Raw genomic sequence first — 16049 nt, forward strand, 5'->3', positions numbered from 1 at the left:
ATTATCCGGCGCACTATTTTTATGTCAGGTTGTATCTGTTTTTGGAGCAAGGGATGAAAGTGACTTTACCTGATTTTCACCGTGCCGGCGTACTGGTCGTGGGCGACGTCATGTTGGACCGCTATTGGTATGGTCCGACTAACCGTATTTCACCAGAAGCGCCGGTGCCGGTCGTGAAAGTCACCACCATCGAGGAGCGTCCTGGCGGCGCTGCTAACGTGGCGATGAATATTGCGTCACTCGGCGCGGGATCTCGTTTGATTGGTCTGACGGGGATCGATGATGCTGCTCGTGCTCTGAATCAGCACTTGGACAATGTTAACGTTCATTGTGATTTCGTGGCGTTAGCAACTCACCCGACAATTACCAAGCTGCGCGTGCTGTCTCGCAACCAGCAGCTGATTCGCCTCGATTTCGAAGAAGGTTTTGACGGTGTTGATCTCCATCCTATGCTGGAGAAGATCGAACAAGCGTTGCCAAAAACCGGCGCGCTGGTGCTGTCAGATTATGCCAAAGGCGCGCTGAAAGACGTGCAGCCGATGATCCAATTGGCGAAGAAGGCCGGCGTTCCGGTGCTTATCGATCCAAAAGGATCGGATTTCGAGCGTTATCGCGGCGCGACCCTGCTGACGCCAAACCTGTCCGAGTTCGAAGCCGTGGTTGGCCGTTGCAAAGACGAAGCAGAAATCGTCCAGCGCGGCATGAAGCTGGTGTCTGACTTCGAGCTATCAGCCCTGCTGGTGACCCGTTCCGAGCACGGCATGACCCTGCTGCAACCGGGCAAAGAGCCGCTGCACCTGCCGACTCAGGCTCAGGAAGTGTATGACGTGACCGGTGCCGGTGACACGGTGATCGGCGTTCTGGCCGCCGCGTTGGCTGCTGGCAACTCGCTGGAAGAGTCCTGCTTCTTTGCCAACGCCGCCGCAGGCGTAGTGGTCGGCAAGCTGGGTACTTCCACGGTTTCTCCGGTCGAGTTGGAAGATGCGATTGGCGGGCGTTCAGAAGTGGGCTTTGGCGTGATGACTGAAGCCGGGCTGAAAGAGGCCGTAGCGCTGGCGCGTCAGCGTGGTGAAAAAGTGGTGATGACCAACGGCATTTTCGACATCTTGCACGCGGGCCATGTTTCGTATTTAGCCAATGCGCGCAAGCTCGGCGATCGCCTGATTGTGGCGGTGAACAGCGATGCGTCCACCAAGCGTCTTAAAGGCGAAACTCGCCCGGTCAATGCTCTGCAAAATCGCATGATCGTGCTCGGCGCGCTGGGTGCGGTTGACTGGGTGGTGGCTTTTGAAGAAGATACCCCGCAGCGCCTGATCGCCGAAATTCTGCCTGATCTGCTGGTAAAAGGCGGCGATTACAAGCCGGAGCAGATCGCGGGTAGCAAAGAAGTTTGGGCTAACGGCGGTGAAGTTCGCGTGTTGAACTTCGAAGATGGCTTATCGACAACGGGCATCATCAACCAGATTAAAAGCCAAGACTAGCTGTCGCTAATTTCTGCCGACAGACAATAAAAAACCACGCCTTTGAGCGTGGTTTTTTATGCATGACAGCCGCCGGGAATTAGGCTTCTGGCTTCTGCTCGGTAGCTAATTTGGCTTCCAGCTCGGTTAGGCGCTGCTCGAGAGCAACCAGCTTCTCGCGGGTGCGCAGTAGAACCTGAGTCTGCACGTCGAACTCTTCGCGATTAACCAAATCCATACGGCTAAATTGCGCCTGCAATACCTGACGAATTTTCTTTTCAGCATCTTCACCAAACTCACGGATACCCTTCGGCATTGACTCGTGAACCTGACGAGCGATTTGTTCAATTTTTTTCGGGTCGATCATGGTTTTTCCCTTGTCTCGAATAAGCAGCTTTGTACTAGTGTAATCCTAGATACTCTTTCTATAAACCTTCGCGATGGCATTATTCGGCTATTCGACACATTGCCGAGACCTTTTATTGGCGTTATAGTTGACCTGCTTATTCTCAGGGCGGGGTGAAAGTCCCCACCGGCGGTAAACCACATCTTTTTTGGCGGAACGCATTTCTGCCATAGTGGGAGCCCGCGAGCGCTCAAACTTTGCAGTTTGAGGTCAGCAGATCCGGTTAGATCCCGGAGCCGACGGTTATAGTCCGGATGGGAGAGAGTAACGGTTCAAGCCAGGCAAAAAATTGCCTGCTGCGTTATTTTTTCACACTGTCGCACGGCATTGCTGGGCTACAGTGAACTCCTCAAGACGCCCTGATTCTGGTAATCCATGTATATTACATACAGTTTATGAGGTTATTTTTACCATGAATCAGACCCTACTTTCCGAATTTGGTACACCAAATCAACGCGTTGAGCAGGCTCTTGAAGCCCTGCGCAATGGCCGTGGTGTGATGGTGCTGGATGACGAAGATCGTGAAAACGAAGGCGATTTAATTTTTGCCGCTGAAAACATGACCGTTGAGCAGATGGCGTTGACCATTCGCCACGGCAGCGGGATTGTCTGTCTCACCATGACCGAAGAGAGCCGCAAAAAGCTCGATTTACCCATGATGGTTGAGACCAACTCCAGCGCGTACCAAACGCCATTCACCGTCACCATTGAAGCGGCCGAAGGCGTCACTACCGGTGTTTCTGCCGCTGACCGCATCACCACCATTCGCACCGCCATCAAAGACGGCGCTAAGCCTTCTGACCTGAACCGCCCGGGGCATATCTTCCCTCTGCGCGCGCAGGCGGGCGGCGTGCTGACTCGCGGTGGCCACACTGAAGCTTCTATCGACTTGGTCAAACTGGCCGGTCTGAAGCCTTTCGGCGTGCTGTGCGAACTGACCAATGACGATGGCAGCATGGCGCACGCGCCAGAAGCGATTGTCTTCGCCAAGAAACACAATATGCCGGTACTGACCATTGAAGACTTAGTGGCTTACCGTCAGGCGCAGACTCAGAAAGCCAGCTAACTGAACTCACTCCTGAATCTTAAAGGCCGCCAATGCGGCCTTTTTTATCTCTAAAGCACTATTCCGGCATTACAAAGACGAAATTGATAGATAGCTCGCTAAGTGAATTAACCCCCCTTCCTGCCGCGTCAAAAAGCCCATAACGCTAATTCAATTTTTTTGAATAACTTCATCATGGTTATCCGGCTGTAAGCAAATAAGAAAGAGAGTACCGTATTTCCATCGTGCAGAATTGCTTCTGCCACTCATTCACTCTGAGCTAAGGAAAACGTTATGACTTCCCCTCGTATGCCAGCACTGTTTTTAGGCCACGGTAGCCCGATGAACGTGCTTGAAGACAATGAATTTACCCGCGCATGGCAAACGCTGGGCGAGACATTACTGCGTCCAAAAGCCATCGTTGCCGTCTCTGCCCACTGGTTCACTCGTGGCACGGCCGTGACCGCGATGGAGCACCCGCGCACCATTCACGATTTCGGCAACTTCCCGCAGGCGCTGTTTGATCAGCGTTACCCGGCACCCGGCTCGCCCGAGCTGGCGGAAAAGCTGCAAGAGCTGCTCAAGCCGATTGACGTGATTGCGGACACCGGCGAGTGGGGCTTCGACCACGGGACATGGGGCGTGCTGATCAAAGCTTACCCAGAGGCGGATATTCCGGTGGTGCAGCTGAGCATTGACGGCACCAAGCCGGCGGAATATCACTATCAGATTGGTAGAAAGCTGGCGGCGCTGCGTGATGAAGGCATTATGATCGTGGCGAGCGGCAATGTGGTTCACAACCTGCGCCTAATGAAGCGCGACGGGGAGGGCGATAATTACCCGTGGGCCACTGCTTTCAATGAGTATGTGAAAGAGAACCTGCGCTGGAAGGGTGAAGACAGCCAGCACCCGCTGGTAAATTTCTCTCAGCATGAGGGAGCCGCGCTCTCTAACCCGTCTATCGAACACTATCTGCCGCTGCTGTATGTGTTGGGAAGTTGGGACGGCGTCGAGCCGATGTCCACCCCGACCGATGGCATCGTGATGAGCTCGTTGAGCATGCTTTCGGTGCAGGTGGGTTAATCTTCTAGAGATAAAAAAACGGGGAGTGAATTGAATTCGCTCCCCGCTTCGTTTATTGGCTAGAACGTGGCAGTTAGCCGACGATCACGTGCGGATAGAAGCGAGAGAGATCTTGTGTGATCAGCTCTTTGTCTTCGCGCAGACCAATGCCGCAAGGCTGATCGTTCACCAACCAGCTACCAATTAGCGTGTAGCTATCGCCAAATTTAGGCAGGTGGTGGAACTGCTGGTGGATCATCCCTTCCTGACCATATGGGCCATCGACGCTGGCCACTTCTTGCCCTTTTTCGATGATGCGGATATTGGCACCTTCGCGGGAGAACAACGGCTTAATTACGTAATGATCCATCTCTGCATGCTCTTCTTCAGCGAAGTAGGCAGGCAGCAGGTTAGGGTGATTCGGGAACATCTTCCACAGCATGGGCAGCAAGGCTTTGTTGGAGAGAATGGCTTTCCACGCTGGCTCCAGCCAACGCACGCCCGCATCTTCCAACTTGGTTGAGAAGATCTCGCGGAACATAAACTCCCACGGATAGAGCTTGAACAGGTTGCTGATCACCTGATCCTGCGGATCGGTAAACTGGCCGCGTTCGCCTAAGCCGATCTCTTCGATAAACAGAAATTCGCTGGCTAGCTCGGCTTCTAATGCGCAATCTTGCAAGTACTGCACGGTACCGCGATCTTCCTCGGTATCCTGACAGCAGGCGAAGTGCAGCAAAGAAAAACCGTGCTGGTTTTTCAGCTCGGCAAAACGCTCAATCAGCTTTTCCTGCATGCTGTTGTACTGGTCGGCATCCTGCGGCAATTTACCTGCGGCAATTTGCTCTTCGAGCCACAGCCACTGGAAGAAGGCGGCTTCATACAGCGAAGTTGGCGTATCCGCGTTGTTTTCCAATAGCTTAGGCGGGTTAACCCCGTCGTAAGCCAGATCCAGACGCGAATAGAGCGAAGGCTGTTGGGTGCGCCACGAGCTTCGGACAAATTCCCAGCAGTGCTTCGGTATCTGGAATTGCGCCATCAGCGCGTCGTCCGCAACCACCTTTTCCACCACTTTTAAACACATCTGATGAATGTCGGCGGTGGCGTCTTCGATCTCTTCGATCTGCGCTAAGGTGAATTCGTAATAGGCGTCTTCACACCAGTACGGCTCGCCATACATGGTGTGAAAATTGAAGCCAAACTCTGTGGCTTTTTCTCGCCAGTCTGGACGCTCGGCAATCGGTAAACGTTTCATCTGGGACTCTTAGCCGCCCATGCTGCGTGATGGTGAACGCGTGGTCGACGCGGAACTGCGCTGCATGGTGTTTTGCTTAGCGACGCTTTCGCCGAAGCCGCCACGGGTTACGGTAGAAGTGGTCGCTGGCTTAGGCGCCATCGCGGTTTTCGGCACATTCATCGTGCGCCCACCGGCAGTGGCAGGGCCGTAGCTTTTGCCCGTTGCATCAACGAACTTGCCACCCGCCGGGCTGGCAGGGTTTTTCGAGGTGAAGAGAGGCTGTTGGGCAAAGCCCGCGCCGCCACCCATCATACGGCCCATCATGTAACCGGCCATCAGAGGCATCCAGAAGCTGCCGCTCTGCTGTGGTTGAGCCGCCATGCCTGCCTGAGCTGGAGTTTGAGTACATTGGCCTTCGCCGAACTCTGCCACGCACTCTTCACGACTAGCGTATTTTGGCGCGGTTTTCTCAGCTTCTTTCTTGGCCGCGTCATACGCCGCAGTACATTGCGCGCTGTTCGACGGGTTGGCTTTTGAGCAATCGTCCGCATTTTGGTAAAGCGAGACGGTTTCATCGGTTTTTTCGCAAGCGGAGAGCATAAAGACAGCGCTGACTGCTAATGCGACAGGTGCGATACGGTAGCTACGCCAGGATTTCCGGAAGGTAGCCAGATTGATGTTTTGTGTCCGTTTCATCGAATTATCCCATGTATAGGGCTTTTTCGCCCCTTTCCCAGTAGTGCGTAAGAATAGGGTAAAGACGGTTAATGTTAAAGCAGTCAGGGGCAATTGTTACGAGACTTTACGAAAGGCTGTGACCCAGACAAAAAAAAGCGGCCTTTTTAGGCCGCTTATCGCAAAAGTAGGTTATTCCCTTTAAAACCAGATTAATTCTGGAAAGGATTCCCACTCTTCTTGGTCGTCGATGTGCTGCTACCTGAGTTAGCCGAAGTGCGGTTAACCACTGGGGAGCTAACCTGCTCTGCCCGAACCTGTGTAGCGGCCGGAGCAGCAGGAGTCTGGCTGCCGTTATAACCATCAGCGGAGGCATCTTGCTGTGGGTTTTCTGGCGCCACGGCTTCCGGCGTCGTTGGGATAGCTTTACCCAGGGTGCCGTTCAGCGCCAGCAGGTCATTCTCATTCAACGTACCTAACGCAGACTTAATGTTCAGCTGGTTAATCAGGTAGGTATAACGCGCAGAAGAGAGCTGTTGCTTGGCGTTGTACAGCGTGGTGGTGGCATCCAACACGTCAACGATAGTACGGGTACCCACTTGGTAGCCGGCTTCCATCGCGTCTAAGGAGCTTTGTGCAGAAACAACGGCTTGTTTGTAAGCGTTGATGCTACTGATTGACGCAGAAATGTTGTTGAAGGAAGAACGCACGGTCTGAACCACTGAACGATGCGCGCTTTCCAACTGCTCACTTGCGCCAACAAAGTTGTATTGCGCTTGTTTCACCTGAGAAGTCACCGACCCGCCGCTATACAGTGGCAGGGAGAAGCTCAGGCCAATTTTGTTCTGGCCCGCATCGGAATCTCGGGTGCTGGCAGATTCACCGGTGTTAGAACCGTTGTATTTGGTGTTGCTCACGCCAGTTGACGCGGTCAAATCGATAGTTGGCATGTGACCGGTTTGGGCGGAACGGATTTGCTCACGCGCCAAGTCCTGAGACAGACGGGCAGACAGCAGGCTCAGGTTGCGGTTCTCCGCTTCTTTCAGCAGGCCGGCGACCGGCTGTGGGCGCTGGGTGTTGAAATTGTTGATATTCAGAGAAGAGAGCTGCGGATAATAAACGCCGGTAACCTGACGCAGAGATTCCAGCGCGTTATCGAGGTTATTACGGGCAGTCACTTCGTTCGCCAACACGGTGTCGTATTGTGAACGGGCGTTTTGCACGTCGGTAATTGCCACCAGGCCCACGTTAAAACGTTGCGAGGTTTGGTCTAACTGACGGTAAATCGCTTGTTTCTGTGCTTCGGTATAAGACAGAGAGTCAATCGCGCTCAACACGTTGAAATAGGCTGTCGCCGAATCCAGGATCAGTTTCTGCTGATCAACCTGGAAGGAAACGTCCTGAATACCGGCTGCTTTTTCTTGCAGGGTCAGGGCACGCCATTTCGACATGTCAAAAATAGTCTGGGTCAATTGCAGAGACGCGCTGGTCTGGTTGCTGTTAACGCCATTCGCATCACGGTAGCCGTTGGTATAGTTATAATCCGCACCCAATCCGAGTTGCGGTAATAAAGGACTGCGAGCTTCGTTAATTTTTTCGAATGCAGCATCACGATCGGCTGCGGACTTGCGCAGATCCGGGTTACTTTCCCTGGCTTGCTGGTAGACCTGCATCAGGTTTTCAGCCTGGCTCATCGCGCTGAAGCCGCCCAGGCTCAGTCCGATTAGAAGGGGGAGCAGTTTCTTCATTTGCATTCCTTGTTGTGCAGCAATGTTGTTATGGTGACGCTGTCAAAATACCAATAGACGCGGATTCTAGCAGAGACTGGCAGAAGGACTGAGTGGCTTTACGTGCCTTCTCAGCCAAAGTGGTACAAATCTACCACAAACGTGCCTGATTATTATTAGCGCAATTTCATCAAATTGACCTCAAATGACGATAATTTGTCAGCAAAAGGTAATAAGGAAACAGCATTATGTCCCAAACGAAGGGTTCACCCGTTACTTTCGGCAAAGATGATGTAGAAATTATTGCACGTGAGACGCGATATAAAGGTTTTTTTTCAATCATTGCTTATCGATTCCGCCATCGTTTATTTAGCGGTGAAATGAGTGATGAAGTGGTTCGCGAAGTTTTTGAGCGTGGGCACGCCGCCGTCTTATTGCCCTATGATCCACAACGTGATGAAGTGGTGCTGATTGAACAGATTCGTATCCCAGCCATTGATTCCAGTGATACTCCTTGGCTTCTGGAGATGGTCGCCGGTATCATTGAGCCCGGCGAATCGGTCGAAGATGTCGCCCGGCGCGAAGCGCTGGAAGAAGCTAATATTGTTGTCGGTCGCTGCAAACCCGCGCTGAGTTACCTCGCGAGCCCGGGTGGAACCAGCGAACGGTTGTCGATTTTGGTCGGCGAAGTTGATGCGACAACAGCACAGGGAATTCACGGCCTTGCAGCCGAAAATGAGGACATCCGCGTGCATGTGGTAAGTCGTGAACAGGCTTATCGCTGGGTGGAGGAAGGAGTAATCGACAATGCGGCGTCAGTGATTGCACTTCAATGGCTGGCCCTGCACCATGAATCCCTGCGAAAAGAGTGGTCCAACTAATGATTAAGCGCTATACCCCTGATTTTCCTGAAATGATGAGATTGTGTGAAACCAATTTCGCACAACTACGTCGTTTGATGCCGCGTAATGATGAAGTGGGCGAAACGGCGACTTATCAGGTAAGTAGCGCAACCTACCGTCTGACCATTACTGAGTCTACGCGTTACACCACGCTGGTTGAAATCGAACAGACCGCCCCGGCGGTGAGCTACTGGAGCTTACCTTCGCTAACCGTGCGTCTTTACCACGACGCGATGGTTGCGGAAGTGTGTTCGACCCAGCAGATCTTTCGCTTCAAAGCACGCTATGATTATCCTAATAAAAAGTTGCATCAGCGTGACGAAAAGCATCAAATTAACCAGTTCCTTGCGGACTGGTTGCGTTATTGCCTTGCGCATGGAGCGATGGCCGTTCCGGTTTGTTAGACAGACTTCAATTACAAAGGATACGACTTGGAAAGCCTGTTTACACTGCCTTTGGTTAATGGGGCCAAAGTCAGAATTCTGCAAATTACCGATACCCATCTTTTCGCCGGTGAGAATGAAACGTTGCTGGGAGTGAATACTTTCCGCAGCTATCGCGCCGTGCTGGACGCCATAAAGGCGCAGAACCGTGGCATCGACATTATTGCCGCCACGGGCGATTTGGCACAGGATCAATCCCTGGATGCCTATCATCACTTTGCGCGCGGGATTAATGAGCTGTCCGCCCCCTGCGTCTGGCTGCCGGGAAACCATGATTTCCAGCCAGCCATGGTCGACGCCCTGCGCGAAGAGGGCATTCACCCGTCGAAACAGCTTCTTTTGGGGGATGACTGGCAGGTCATTCTGCTCGATACCCAAGTCTTCGGCGTCCCCCATGGCCATCTCAGCGAGTATCAGTTGGAGTGGATGGAGCGCTGCTTGCAGCAATATCCAGAGCGTTTCACGCTGATTATGCTGCACCATCACCCGCTGCCGTCAGGCTGCACGTGGCTGGATCAACACAGCCTGCGCAATGCCCATATGCTGGCGGACGTGTTGGCGAATTATCCCAAGGCCAATACCTTGTTGTGCGGCCATATTCACCAAGAGTTGGATCTCGATTGGCACGGCAAACGGCTGTACGCCACGCCTTCGACCTGCGTACAGTTCAAGCCTCACTGCACCAATTTCACCATTGATACCGCCGCGCCGGGCTGGCGCTACCTTGACCTCTACCCAGACGGCCGGGTGGAAACGCAGGTCATGCGCATTGAAAGCGATGAGTTCCGACCGGATAGTGATTCGGACGGCTACGAATGAGTACCTTACTCTACCTGCACGGTTTCAACAGTTCTCCCAACTCGGCAAAAGCGACCTTATTGAAAGATTGGCTGGCGGTCCAGCATCCGCACATTGAGATGGTGGTGCCGCAGTTATCCCCTTTCCCAGCAGAAGCGGCGGAAGAGCTGGAGTCGCTGGTGATGCAAAAAGCCGGGCGCAAGCTGGGCATCGTAGGGTCTTCTCTCGGCGGCTATTACGCCACGTGGCTTTCGCAGTGCTTCACCGTGCCCGCAGTGGTGGTTAACCCCGCCGTGCGGCCTTTTGAGCTGCTTGTCGACTACCTTGGGCAGAATCAGAACCCCTACACCGGGCAGCAATATGTGTTAGAGTCACGCCACGTTTACGACCTGAAAGTGATGCAGGTTGAACCGCTGGAGTCCCCAGATTTACTCTGGCTGCTCCAGCAAATGGGTGATGAAACCCTCGATTATCGACAGGCCGTGGCCTATTACACTGCGTGTCGGCAAACGGTAGAACCCGAGGGGAATCATAGTTTTGTCGGCTTCGAGCGCTATTTTTCGCCGATTGTTGATTTCCTGGGGCTGGCTTCAGACTAACCTTTCAGAGCGAAGTATCTTCTGGTTTTTCCTGAGTCGCCGCCCGTGGGCATCTGCCCAGCGCACGCATTTGTACTTTTTTATACTATCGTTAGCCCACGTTAGCCCACCAACCTATGAGCCACGAATATTCAACGATGAGCCAATCAACTTATAACGCGGATTCCATAGAGGTCCTCAGCGGTCTTGAACCGGTGCGTCGTCGTCCCGGCATGTACACCGACACCACCCGCCCGAACCATCTGGGTCAGGAAGTCATCGATAACAGCGTCGATGAAGCATTAGCAGGCCACGCGCGCCGAATCGAAGTGATCCTCCATGCGGATCAATCTCTTGAAGTTATTGACGACGGGCGCGGTATGCCTGTGGACATTCATCCGGAAGAGGGTGTGCCTGCCGTTGAGCTGATTTTCTGTCGCTTGCACGCGGGCGGCAAATTCTCCAACAAAAACTACCAGTTCTCCGGCGGCCTTCACGGCGTGGGGATCTCCGTGGTCAACGCCTTGTCGACGCGTGTCGAAGTGGCGGTGAAACGCGGTGGAGAAGTCTATGAAATGGCGTTTGAGAACGGCGACAAAGTGCAGGATCTGCACGTCACCGGCACCTGCGGTAAACGCAACACTGGCACCAGCGTGCATTTCTGGCCGGACGTTAGCTTCTTTGACAGCCCGCGTTTTTCCGTTAGCCGCCTCAGCCATTTATTAAAAGCCAAAGCCGTGCTCTGCCCGGGCGTTGAGATCTTGTTCAAAGATAAAGTGAACAATACCGAGCAGCGCTGGTGCTATGAAGATGGCTTGACCGACTACCTGATGGAAGCCGTAAACGGCCTGATCACCCTGCCTGAAAAGGCTTTTGTGGGGGCTTTTGCCGGTGATGTGGAAGCCGTTGACTGGGCGCTGCTGTGGCTGCCTGAAGGTGGAGAACTGCTGACGGAAAGCTACGTCAACCTAATCCCAACCATGCAGGGCGGTACCCACGTCAATGGTCTGCGTCAGGGCTTGCTCGACGCCATGCGCGAGTTCTGCGAATTCCGCAATATTCTGCCGCGCGGCGTCAAGCTGTCGGCGGAAGATATCTGGGAGCGCTGTGCCTACGTGCTCTCGGTGAAAATGCAGGACCCGCAGTTTGCCGGCCAGACCAAAGAGCGTCTCTCTTCTCGCCAGTGCGCGGCTTTCGTCTCGGGCGTGGTGAAAGATGCCTTTAGCCTGTGGCTGAACCAGAACGTGCAGGCCGCCGAGCAGCTGGCCGAACTCTGTATTTCCAGCGCCCAGCGCCGTCTGCGCGCCGCCAAGAAAGTGGTGCGTAAGAAACTGACCAGCGGCCCCGCGCTGCCGGGCAAGTTGGCCGACTGTACTTCGCAGGATCTGAACATGACCGAACTCTTCCTGGTGGAAGGGGACTCGGCAGGCGGATCCGCCAAGCAGGCGCGCGATCGCGAATATCAGGCGATCATGCCGCTGAAGGGTAAGATCCTGAATACGTGGGAAGTCTCTTCCGACGAAGTGCTGGCTTCGCAAGAAGTTCACGACATTTCGGTGGCGATCGGCATCGATCCGGATAGCGAAGATTTGACCCAGCTGCGCTACGGCAAAGTCTGTATCCTCGCGGATGCTGACTCCGACGGCCTGCACATCGCCACGCTGCTGTGCGCGCTGTTTGTCCGCCACTTCCGCTCGCTGGTGCGCGGCGGCCACGTCTATGTGGCCATGCCGCCTCTCTACCGTATCGACTTGGGCAAAGAAGTGTTCTACGCCCTCGACGAGCAGGAGAAAGAGGGTGTGCTGGAGCAGCTGAAGCGTAAGAAGGGCAAGCCGAACGTCCAGCGCTTCAAAGGTCTGGGTGAGATGAACCCGCTGCAACTGCGCGAAACCACGCTCGACCCTAACACGCGCCGTCTGGTGCAGTTGACCATCGACGAAGAAAATGTCGATCAAACCCTGCGCATGATGGACATGCTGCTGGCCAAGAAGCGTTCAGAAGACCGTCGCAACTGGTTGCAGGAAAAAGGCGATACCGCAGAATTAGACGTTTAATTTCAGCGTCGCCATAAAAAAACGCCGGGGCTTTGCCGCTCCGGCGTTTTTGTTTCAATCTATCGGCGATGCTGCTAAAAGTAGCAGCTAGCGCCAGCCGGTGATCAGGCTTTTTCGATGATGTTGATCACCACATCTTGCACGTCAGCCTTGATGTTTTCGCGGTGCGCGTTCATGTGCGCAGCCTGCTGGTGTGCTTCGAGGTGCGCGAGGCTTTCCCACTCTTCCACCATGAAAACAGAATCTGGTGCGCTTTTGCGCCACGGGATCTGGCCGCTGAAATCAGTGAAAGGATCGTAGCGGTGACAACCCTCTTCGGCCAGCACGCTTGGCAGCAGGGCGTTGATCTTTTCCAGAACCGCGTCGCGGCGGCCCGGTTTCATGATGATTTCAGCAATAACAGTGATCATAACAACCTCTTGTTTGAAACCTGACAGGCTTCTCAATGAACCTCTAAACTATGCGCGACCAAACACATTTTCAAGGTGTGCGCGATATGCAGCGAAATAACCGTCGATATCAGGCTGCTTAATCACGTCATTACAGATAAAGGTCGGCAGGCCGTGCATGCCCAGGAACTGATTAGCTTTGTGCTGCGCCAGATACACGCCGTCAACGCCCACGCCGTGGAAGAACTGCTCTTTATCTTCGAAAGCTTCCAGCGGAGCATTCCAGGTCAGGGAAAGCATGTAGCTCTTACCTTGCAGCAGGCCGCCTGAGCCGTATTTCTGCGATGCGTCTGAGCGAGTACGACCATCGCTGGCGTAGAGCTTGCCGTGGCCTTCGGTGAAGATCTCATCGACGTATTTTTTCAGCGTCCACGGCATACCCATCCACCAGCCCGGCTGCTGATAAATCACGGTATCGGCCCACAGGTAGTTCTCAATCTCGGTCGGGATGTCATAACCGTCTTCCAACGTGGTCACGCGCACGTTGTGTCCGGCTTCGGTCAGGACGGAGTGGCCGAGTTTGGTCAGGCTAATGTTCAATGCGCCTTTTGAGTGGGCAAAGGTTTTACCTGCGTTAATAATCAAAATGTTGCTCATAGGGAGTGCCTCGTTGGTAAACTGTTGTCCAACAGTTTACTGAAGCATTGGCCTGAGAAAAATGTGCGCTACAGCACAAGACTATGGACTAAAATGCAATAAACCTTCGCAGAATCGCCTGTTTTTATCATTTAATGCCCTTTTGCAGCTCGGTCAGACGTTAAGCCTTCGGCGCGCAGGTTTTGTAATTCTGCCGATAAAGAGAGTGGCTGTGACAGCCATGCGCCGGATGATGTACTATCGCCAACATTATTGCCTCGTGGCACGCCCGCGAGCGTAAGCTTTCTAAATAGAGAAACCATCACGCCACGGTTTTGAGGATGAAACATAATGAGCGAAATAACTCATGACGGGACAGAGCGCCTAGCTCTGCACACGTTTACTGAGAACGCCTATCTCAACTATTCCATGTACGTGATCATGGACCGCGCGCTGCCGTTTATTGGTGACGGCCTCAAGCCGGTTCAGCGCCGTATCATTTATGCGATGTCCGAACTCGGCCTGAATAACAACGCTAAATTCAAGAAATCGGCACGTACCGTCGGTGACGTATTAGGTAAATATCACCCGCACGGTGACAGCGCTTGTTATGAAGCGATGGTGCTGATGGCGCAGCCGTTCTCTTACCGCTACCCGCTGGTGGATGGTCAGGGGAACTGGGGTGCGCCGGATGATCCTAAGTCCTTCGCCGCCATGCGTTATACCGAATCACGCCTGTCGAAGTACGCCGATGTTCTGCTGCGCGAGCTGGGTCAGGGCACCGTGGACTACGTGCCGAACTTCGATGGCACCATGCAAGAGCCAAAAACCTTGCCTGCGCGCCTGCCGAATATCCTGCTCAACGGCACCACGGGGATTGCCGTGGGCATGGCGACGGATATTCCGCCGCACAACATCCGCGAAGTGGCCGCCGCTGCCGTCGCCCTGCTGGAAAAGCCGGGCAGCTCGCTGGAAGATTTGCTGGAGTTCGTGCAGGGGCCTGACTTCCCAACCGAAGCCGAAATCATTACGCCGCGTAACGAAATTCGTAAGATTTACGAGTCCGGCAAAGGCTCGGTGCGCATGCGCGCCGTGTGGAATAAAGAAGACGGCAGCGCTGTGATCACCGCCTTGCCGCATCAGGTTTCTGGCGCGAAAGTGCTGGAGCAGATCGCCAACCAAATGCGCAACAAAAAGCTGCCAATGGTTGAAGATTTGCGTGACGAATCTGACCACGAGAATCCGACGCGTCTGGTTATCGTGCCGCGCTCCAACCGTGTGGATCTGGATCAGGTGATGAATCACCTGTTCGCCACCACCGATCTGGAACGCAGCTATCGCATCAACATGAACATGATTGGCCTCGACAACCGTCCTTCGGTGAAAGGGCTGGTTGAGATCCTGCGCGAATGGCTGGACTACCGCCGCGAAACGGTGCGTCGCCGCCTGAACTATCGCCTCGATAAAGTGCTCAAGCGTCTGCATATCCTTGAAGGTTTGCTGATTGCCTTCCTCAATATCGACGAAGTCATTCATATCATTCGTACCGAAGATGAGCCGAAGCCGGTGCTGATGGCGCGTTTTGAGCTGAGTGAGACGCAGGCAGAAGCCATTCTCGAGTTGAAATTGCGCCACTTGGCGAAACTCGAAGAGATGAAGATTCGCGGCGAGCAGGACGAACTGGCGAAAGAGCGCGATCAGCTGCAAGCGTTGTTGGGTTCTGAGCGCAAGCTGAGCACTTTGATTCGTAAAGAGATTCAGGCCGACGCCGAAGCCTATGGCGACGACCGCCGCTCGCCAATTACCGAGCGCGAAGAAGCCAAAGCCATGAGCGAGCACGACTTCGTGCCTTCTGAGCCTGTGACTATCGTCCTGTCCGAAATGGGCTGGGTGCGCAGTGCGAAAGGCCATGATATCGACGCCAGCGGGCTAAGCTACAAAGCGGGGGACAGCTTCCGCGCCGCCGCTAAAGGTAAGAGTAACCAGCCGGTGGTGTTTATCGACTCCACCGGGCGCAGCTATGCGCTGGACCCAACCACGCTGCCATCGGCGCGCGGGCAGGGCGAGCCATTAACCGGCAAGCTGACACCGCCACCGGGTGCTACTATTGAACAAGTGTTGATGGCCGCTGACGACCAGAAACTGTTGATGGCTTCGGACGCGGGCTACGGCTTCGTTTGTACCTTCAATGATCTGGTGGCGCGTAACCGCGCCGGTAAAGCGATGATCACCTTGCCGGACAACGCTAAGGCGCTGCCGCCAATCGAACTGCACGGCGAAGACGACATGTTGCTGTCTATCACCGCTGCCGGTCGTATGCTGCTGTTCCCGGTTGCCGACCTGCCGCAGCTGTCGAAGGGCAAAGGTAATAAAATTGTTTCAATTCCTGCGGCGCAGGCGGCGTCGGGCGAAGACAAACTGGTGTGGTTGCTGGTGTTAGCGCCTCAAACTTCGCTAACCTTGTATGTCGGTAAGCGTAAATTGACCCTGCGTCCGGAAGAGCTACAGAAATTCCGTGCAGAACGTGGCCGTAAAGGAACCCTGTTGCCGCGCGGCTTGCAGCGCATAGACCGTGTCGAAGTGGATTCCCCGGTAGTAAAATCATCAGGTAACAGCGAAGAGTAATTCGCTGAAGCC

General features: G+C 54.1%; 15 protein-coding genes and 1 riboswitch. Of the genes, 9 read left to right on the plus strand and 6 right to left on the minus strand.

The genetic code is table 11. The annotated features are described in order from the left end of the window. The first annotated feature begins 53 nt into the window (after nt 1–53). A complete protein-coding gene (hldE, locus tag ACT3RR_RS08385) occupies nt 54–1481 on the plus strand; it encodes a bifunctional D-glycero-beta-D-manno-heptose-7-phosphate kinase/D-glycero-beta-D-manno-heptose 1-phosphate adenylyltransferase HldE (RefSeq protein ID WP_496200105.1) in 1428 nt (475 codons plus the stop codon). Nucleotides 1482–1560: 79 nt separating this feature from the next. Here hldE and ubiK read toward each other — a convergent pair whose 3' ends face one another. Continuing rightward, nucleotides 1561–1827: a ubiquinone biosynthesis accessory factor UbiK gene (gene ubiK / locus ACT3RR_RS08390; protein WP_034793327.1), complete on the minus strand. Its 267-nt coding sequence runs from the start codon at nt 1825–1827 to the stop codon at nt 1561–1563. 134 nt (nt 1828–1961) lie between these two features. Then, nucleotides 1962–2136, plus strand: a riboswitch (FMN riboswitch). Between the two features lie 142 nt (nt 2137–2278). Between ubiK and ribB the strand changes: the two genes are divergently transcribed. Then, nucleotides 2279–2932 carry a 3,4-dihydroxy-2-butanone-4-phosphate synthase gene (gene ribB / locus ACT3RR_RS08395; RefSeq protein WP_353503450.1) on the plus strand — a complete coding sequence of 218 codons (654 nt, stop codon included), beginning with the start codon at nt 2279–2281 and terminating at the stop codon, nt 2930–2932. Nucleotides 2933–3205: 273 nt separating this feature from the next. Then, nucleotides 3206–3994, plus strand: a complete 789-nt coding sequence (gene ygiD / locus ACT3RR_RS08400) for a 4,5-DOPA dioxygenase extradiol (RefSeq protein WP_496200106.1) — start codon at nt 3206–3208, stop codon at nt 3992–3994. Between the two features lie 73 nt (nt 3995–4067). On the opposite strand, the gene ACT3RR_RS08405 is transcribed toward ygiD, so the two are convergent. The 3 genes from ACT3RR_RS08405 to tolC all read right to left on the minus strand — a co-directional run bounded on the left by ACT3RR_RS08405 (nt 4068) and on the right by tolC (nt 7633). Then, nucleotides 4068–5228 (minus strand): glutathionylspermidine synthase family protein, encoded by a 1161-nt coding sequence (locus tag ACT3RR_RS08405; RefSeq protein ID WP_396131311.1) that lies wholly within the window; start codon nt 5226–5228, stop codon nt 4068–4070. A gap of 9 nt (nt 5229–5237) precedes the next feature. Next, nucleotides 5238–5906 carry a DUF1190 family protein gene (locus ACT3RR_RS08410; RefSeq protein ID WP_396131312.1) on the minus strand — a complete coding sequence of 223 codons (669 nt, stop codon included), beginning with the start codon at nt 5904–5906 and terminating at the stop codon, nt 5238–5240. Between the two features lie 191 nt (nt 5907–6097). Continuing rightward, nucleotides 6098–7633 carry an outer membrane channel protein TolC gene (tolC, locus tag ACT3RR_RS08415; RefSeq protein WP_496200107.1) on the minus strand — a complete coding sequence of 512 codons (1536 nt, stop codon included), beginning with the start codon at nt 7631–7633 and terminating at the stop codon, nt 6098–6100. Nucleotides 7634–7860: 227 nt separating this feature from the next. On the opposite strand from tolC, the gene nudF reads away from it, so the two are divergent. From nudF to parE, 5 genes are all read left to right on the plus strand, one after another. Next, a complete protein-coding gene (gene nudF / locus ACT3RR_RS08420) occupies nt 7861–8493 on the plus strand; it encodes an ADP-ribose diphosphatase (protein WP_353503445.1) in 633 nt (210 codons plus the stop codon). Beyond that, entirely contained in the window at nt 8493–8918 is a 426-nt protein-coding gene (locus tag ACT3RR_RS08425; protein WP_353503444.1) for a DUF1249 family protein, read from the plus strand. Before nudF ends, ACT3RR_RS08425 begins: the two co-directional genes overlap by 1 nt. A 27-nt stretch (nt 8919–8945) precedes the next feature. After that, nucleotides 8946–9776, plus strand: a complete 831-nt coding sequence (gene cpdA, locus ACT3RR_RS08430; protein WP_353503443.1) for a 3',5'-cyclic-AMP phosphodiesterase — start codon at nt 8946–8948, stop codon at nt 9774–9776. Continuing rightward, entirely contained in the window at nt 9773–10354 is a 582-nt protein-coding gene (gene yqiA, locus ACT3RR_RS08435; RefSeq protein WP_353503442.1) for an esterase YqiA, read from the plus strand. Before cpdA ends, yqiA begins: the two co-directional genes overlap by 4 nt. Nucleotides 10355–10491: 137 nt before the next feature. Next, a complete protein-coding gene (parE, locus tag ACT3RR_RS08440) occupies nt 10492–12387 on the plus strand; it encodes a DNA topoisomerase IV subunit B (RefSeq protein ID WP_353503441.1) in 1896 nt (631 codons plus the stop codon). A gap of 104 nt (nt 12388–12491) precedes the next feature. On the opposite strand, the gene ACT3RR_RS08445 is transcribed toward parE, so the two are convergent. Continuing rightward, the gene (locus ACT3RR_RS08445; protein WP_353503440.1) at nt 12492–12797 is read right to left on the minus strand and encodes a putative quinol monooxygenase; all 306 of its coding nucleotides are present in this window, start codon (nt 12795–12797) and stop codon (nt 12492–12494) included. A 48-nt stretch (nt 12798–12845) separates the two neighbouring features. Further along, nucleotides 12846–13433 carry an NAD(P)H-dependent oxidoreductase gene (locus tag ACT3RR_RS08450; RefSeq protein ID WP_396131316.1) on the minus strand — a complete coding sequence of 196 codons (588 nt, stop codon included), beginning with the start codon at nt 13431–13433 and terminating at the stop codon, nt 12846–12848. A gap of 330 nt (nt 13434–13763) precedes the next feature. On the opposite strand from ACT3RR_RS08450, the gene parC reads away from it, so the two are divergent. Beyond that, nucleotides 13764–16037, plus strand: coding sequence for a DNA topoisomerase IV subunit A (parC, locus tag ACT3RR_RS08455; protein WP_353503439.1), 2274 nt, complete (start codon nt 13764–13766; stop codon nt 16035–16037). The last annotated feature ends 12 nt before the right edge of the window (nt 16038–16049 follow it).

Origin of the sequence: Ewingella sp. AOP8-B2-18, assembly GCF_052376015.1 — a bacterium.
GTDB lineage: Bacteria > Pseudomonadota > Gammaproteobacteria > Enterobacterales > Enterobacteriaceae > Ewingella > Ewingella allii.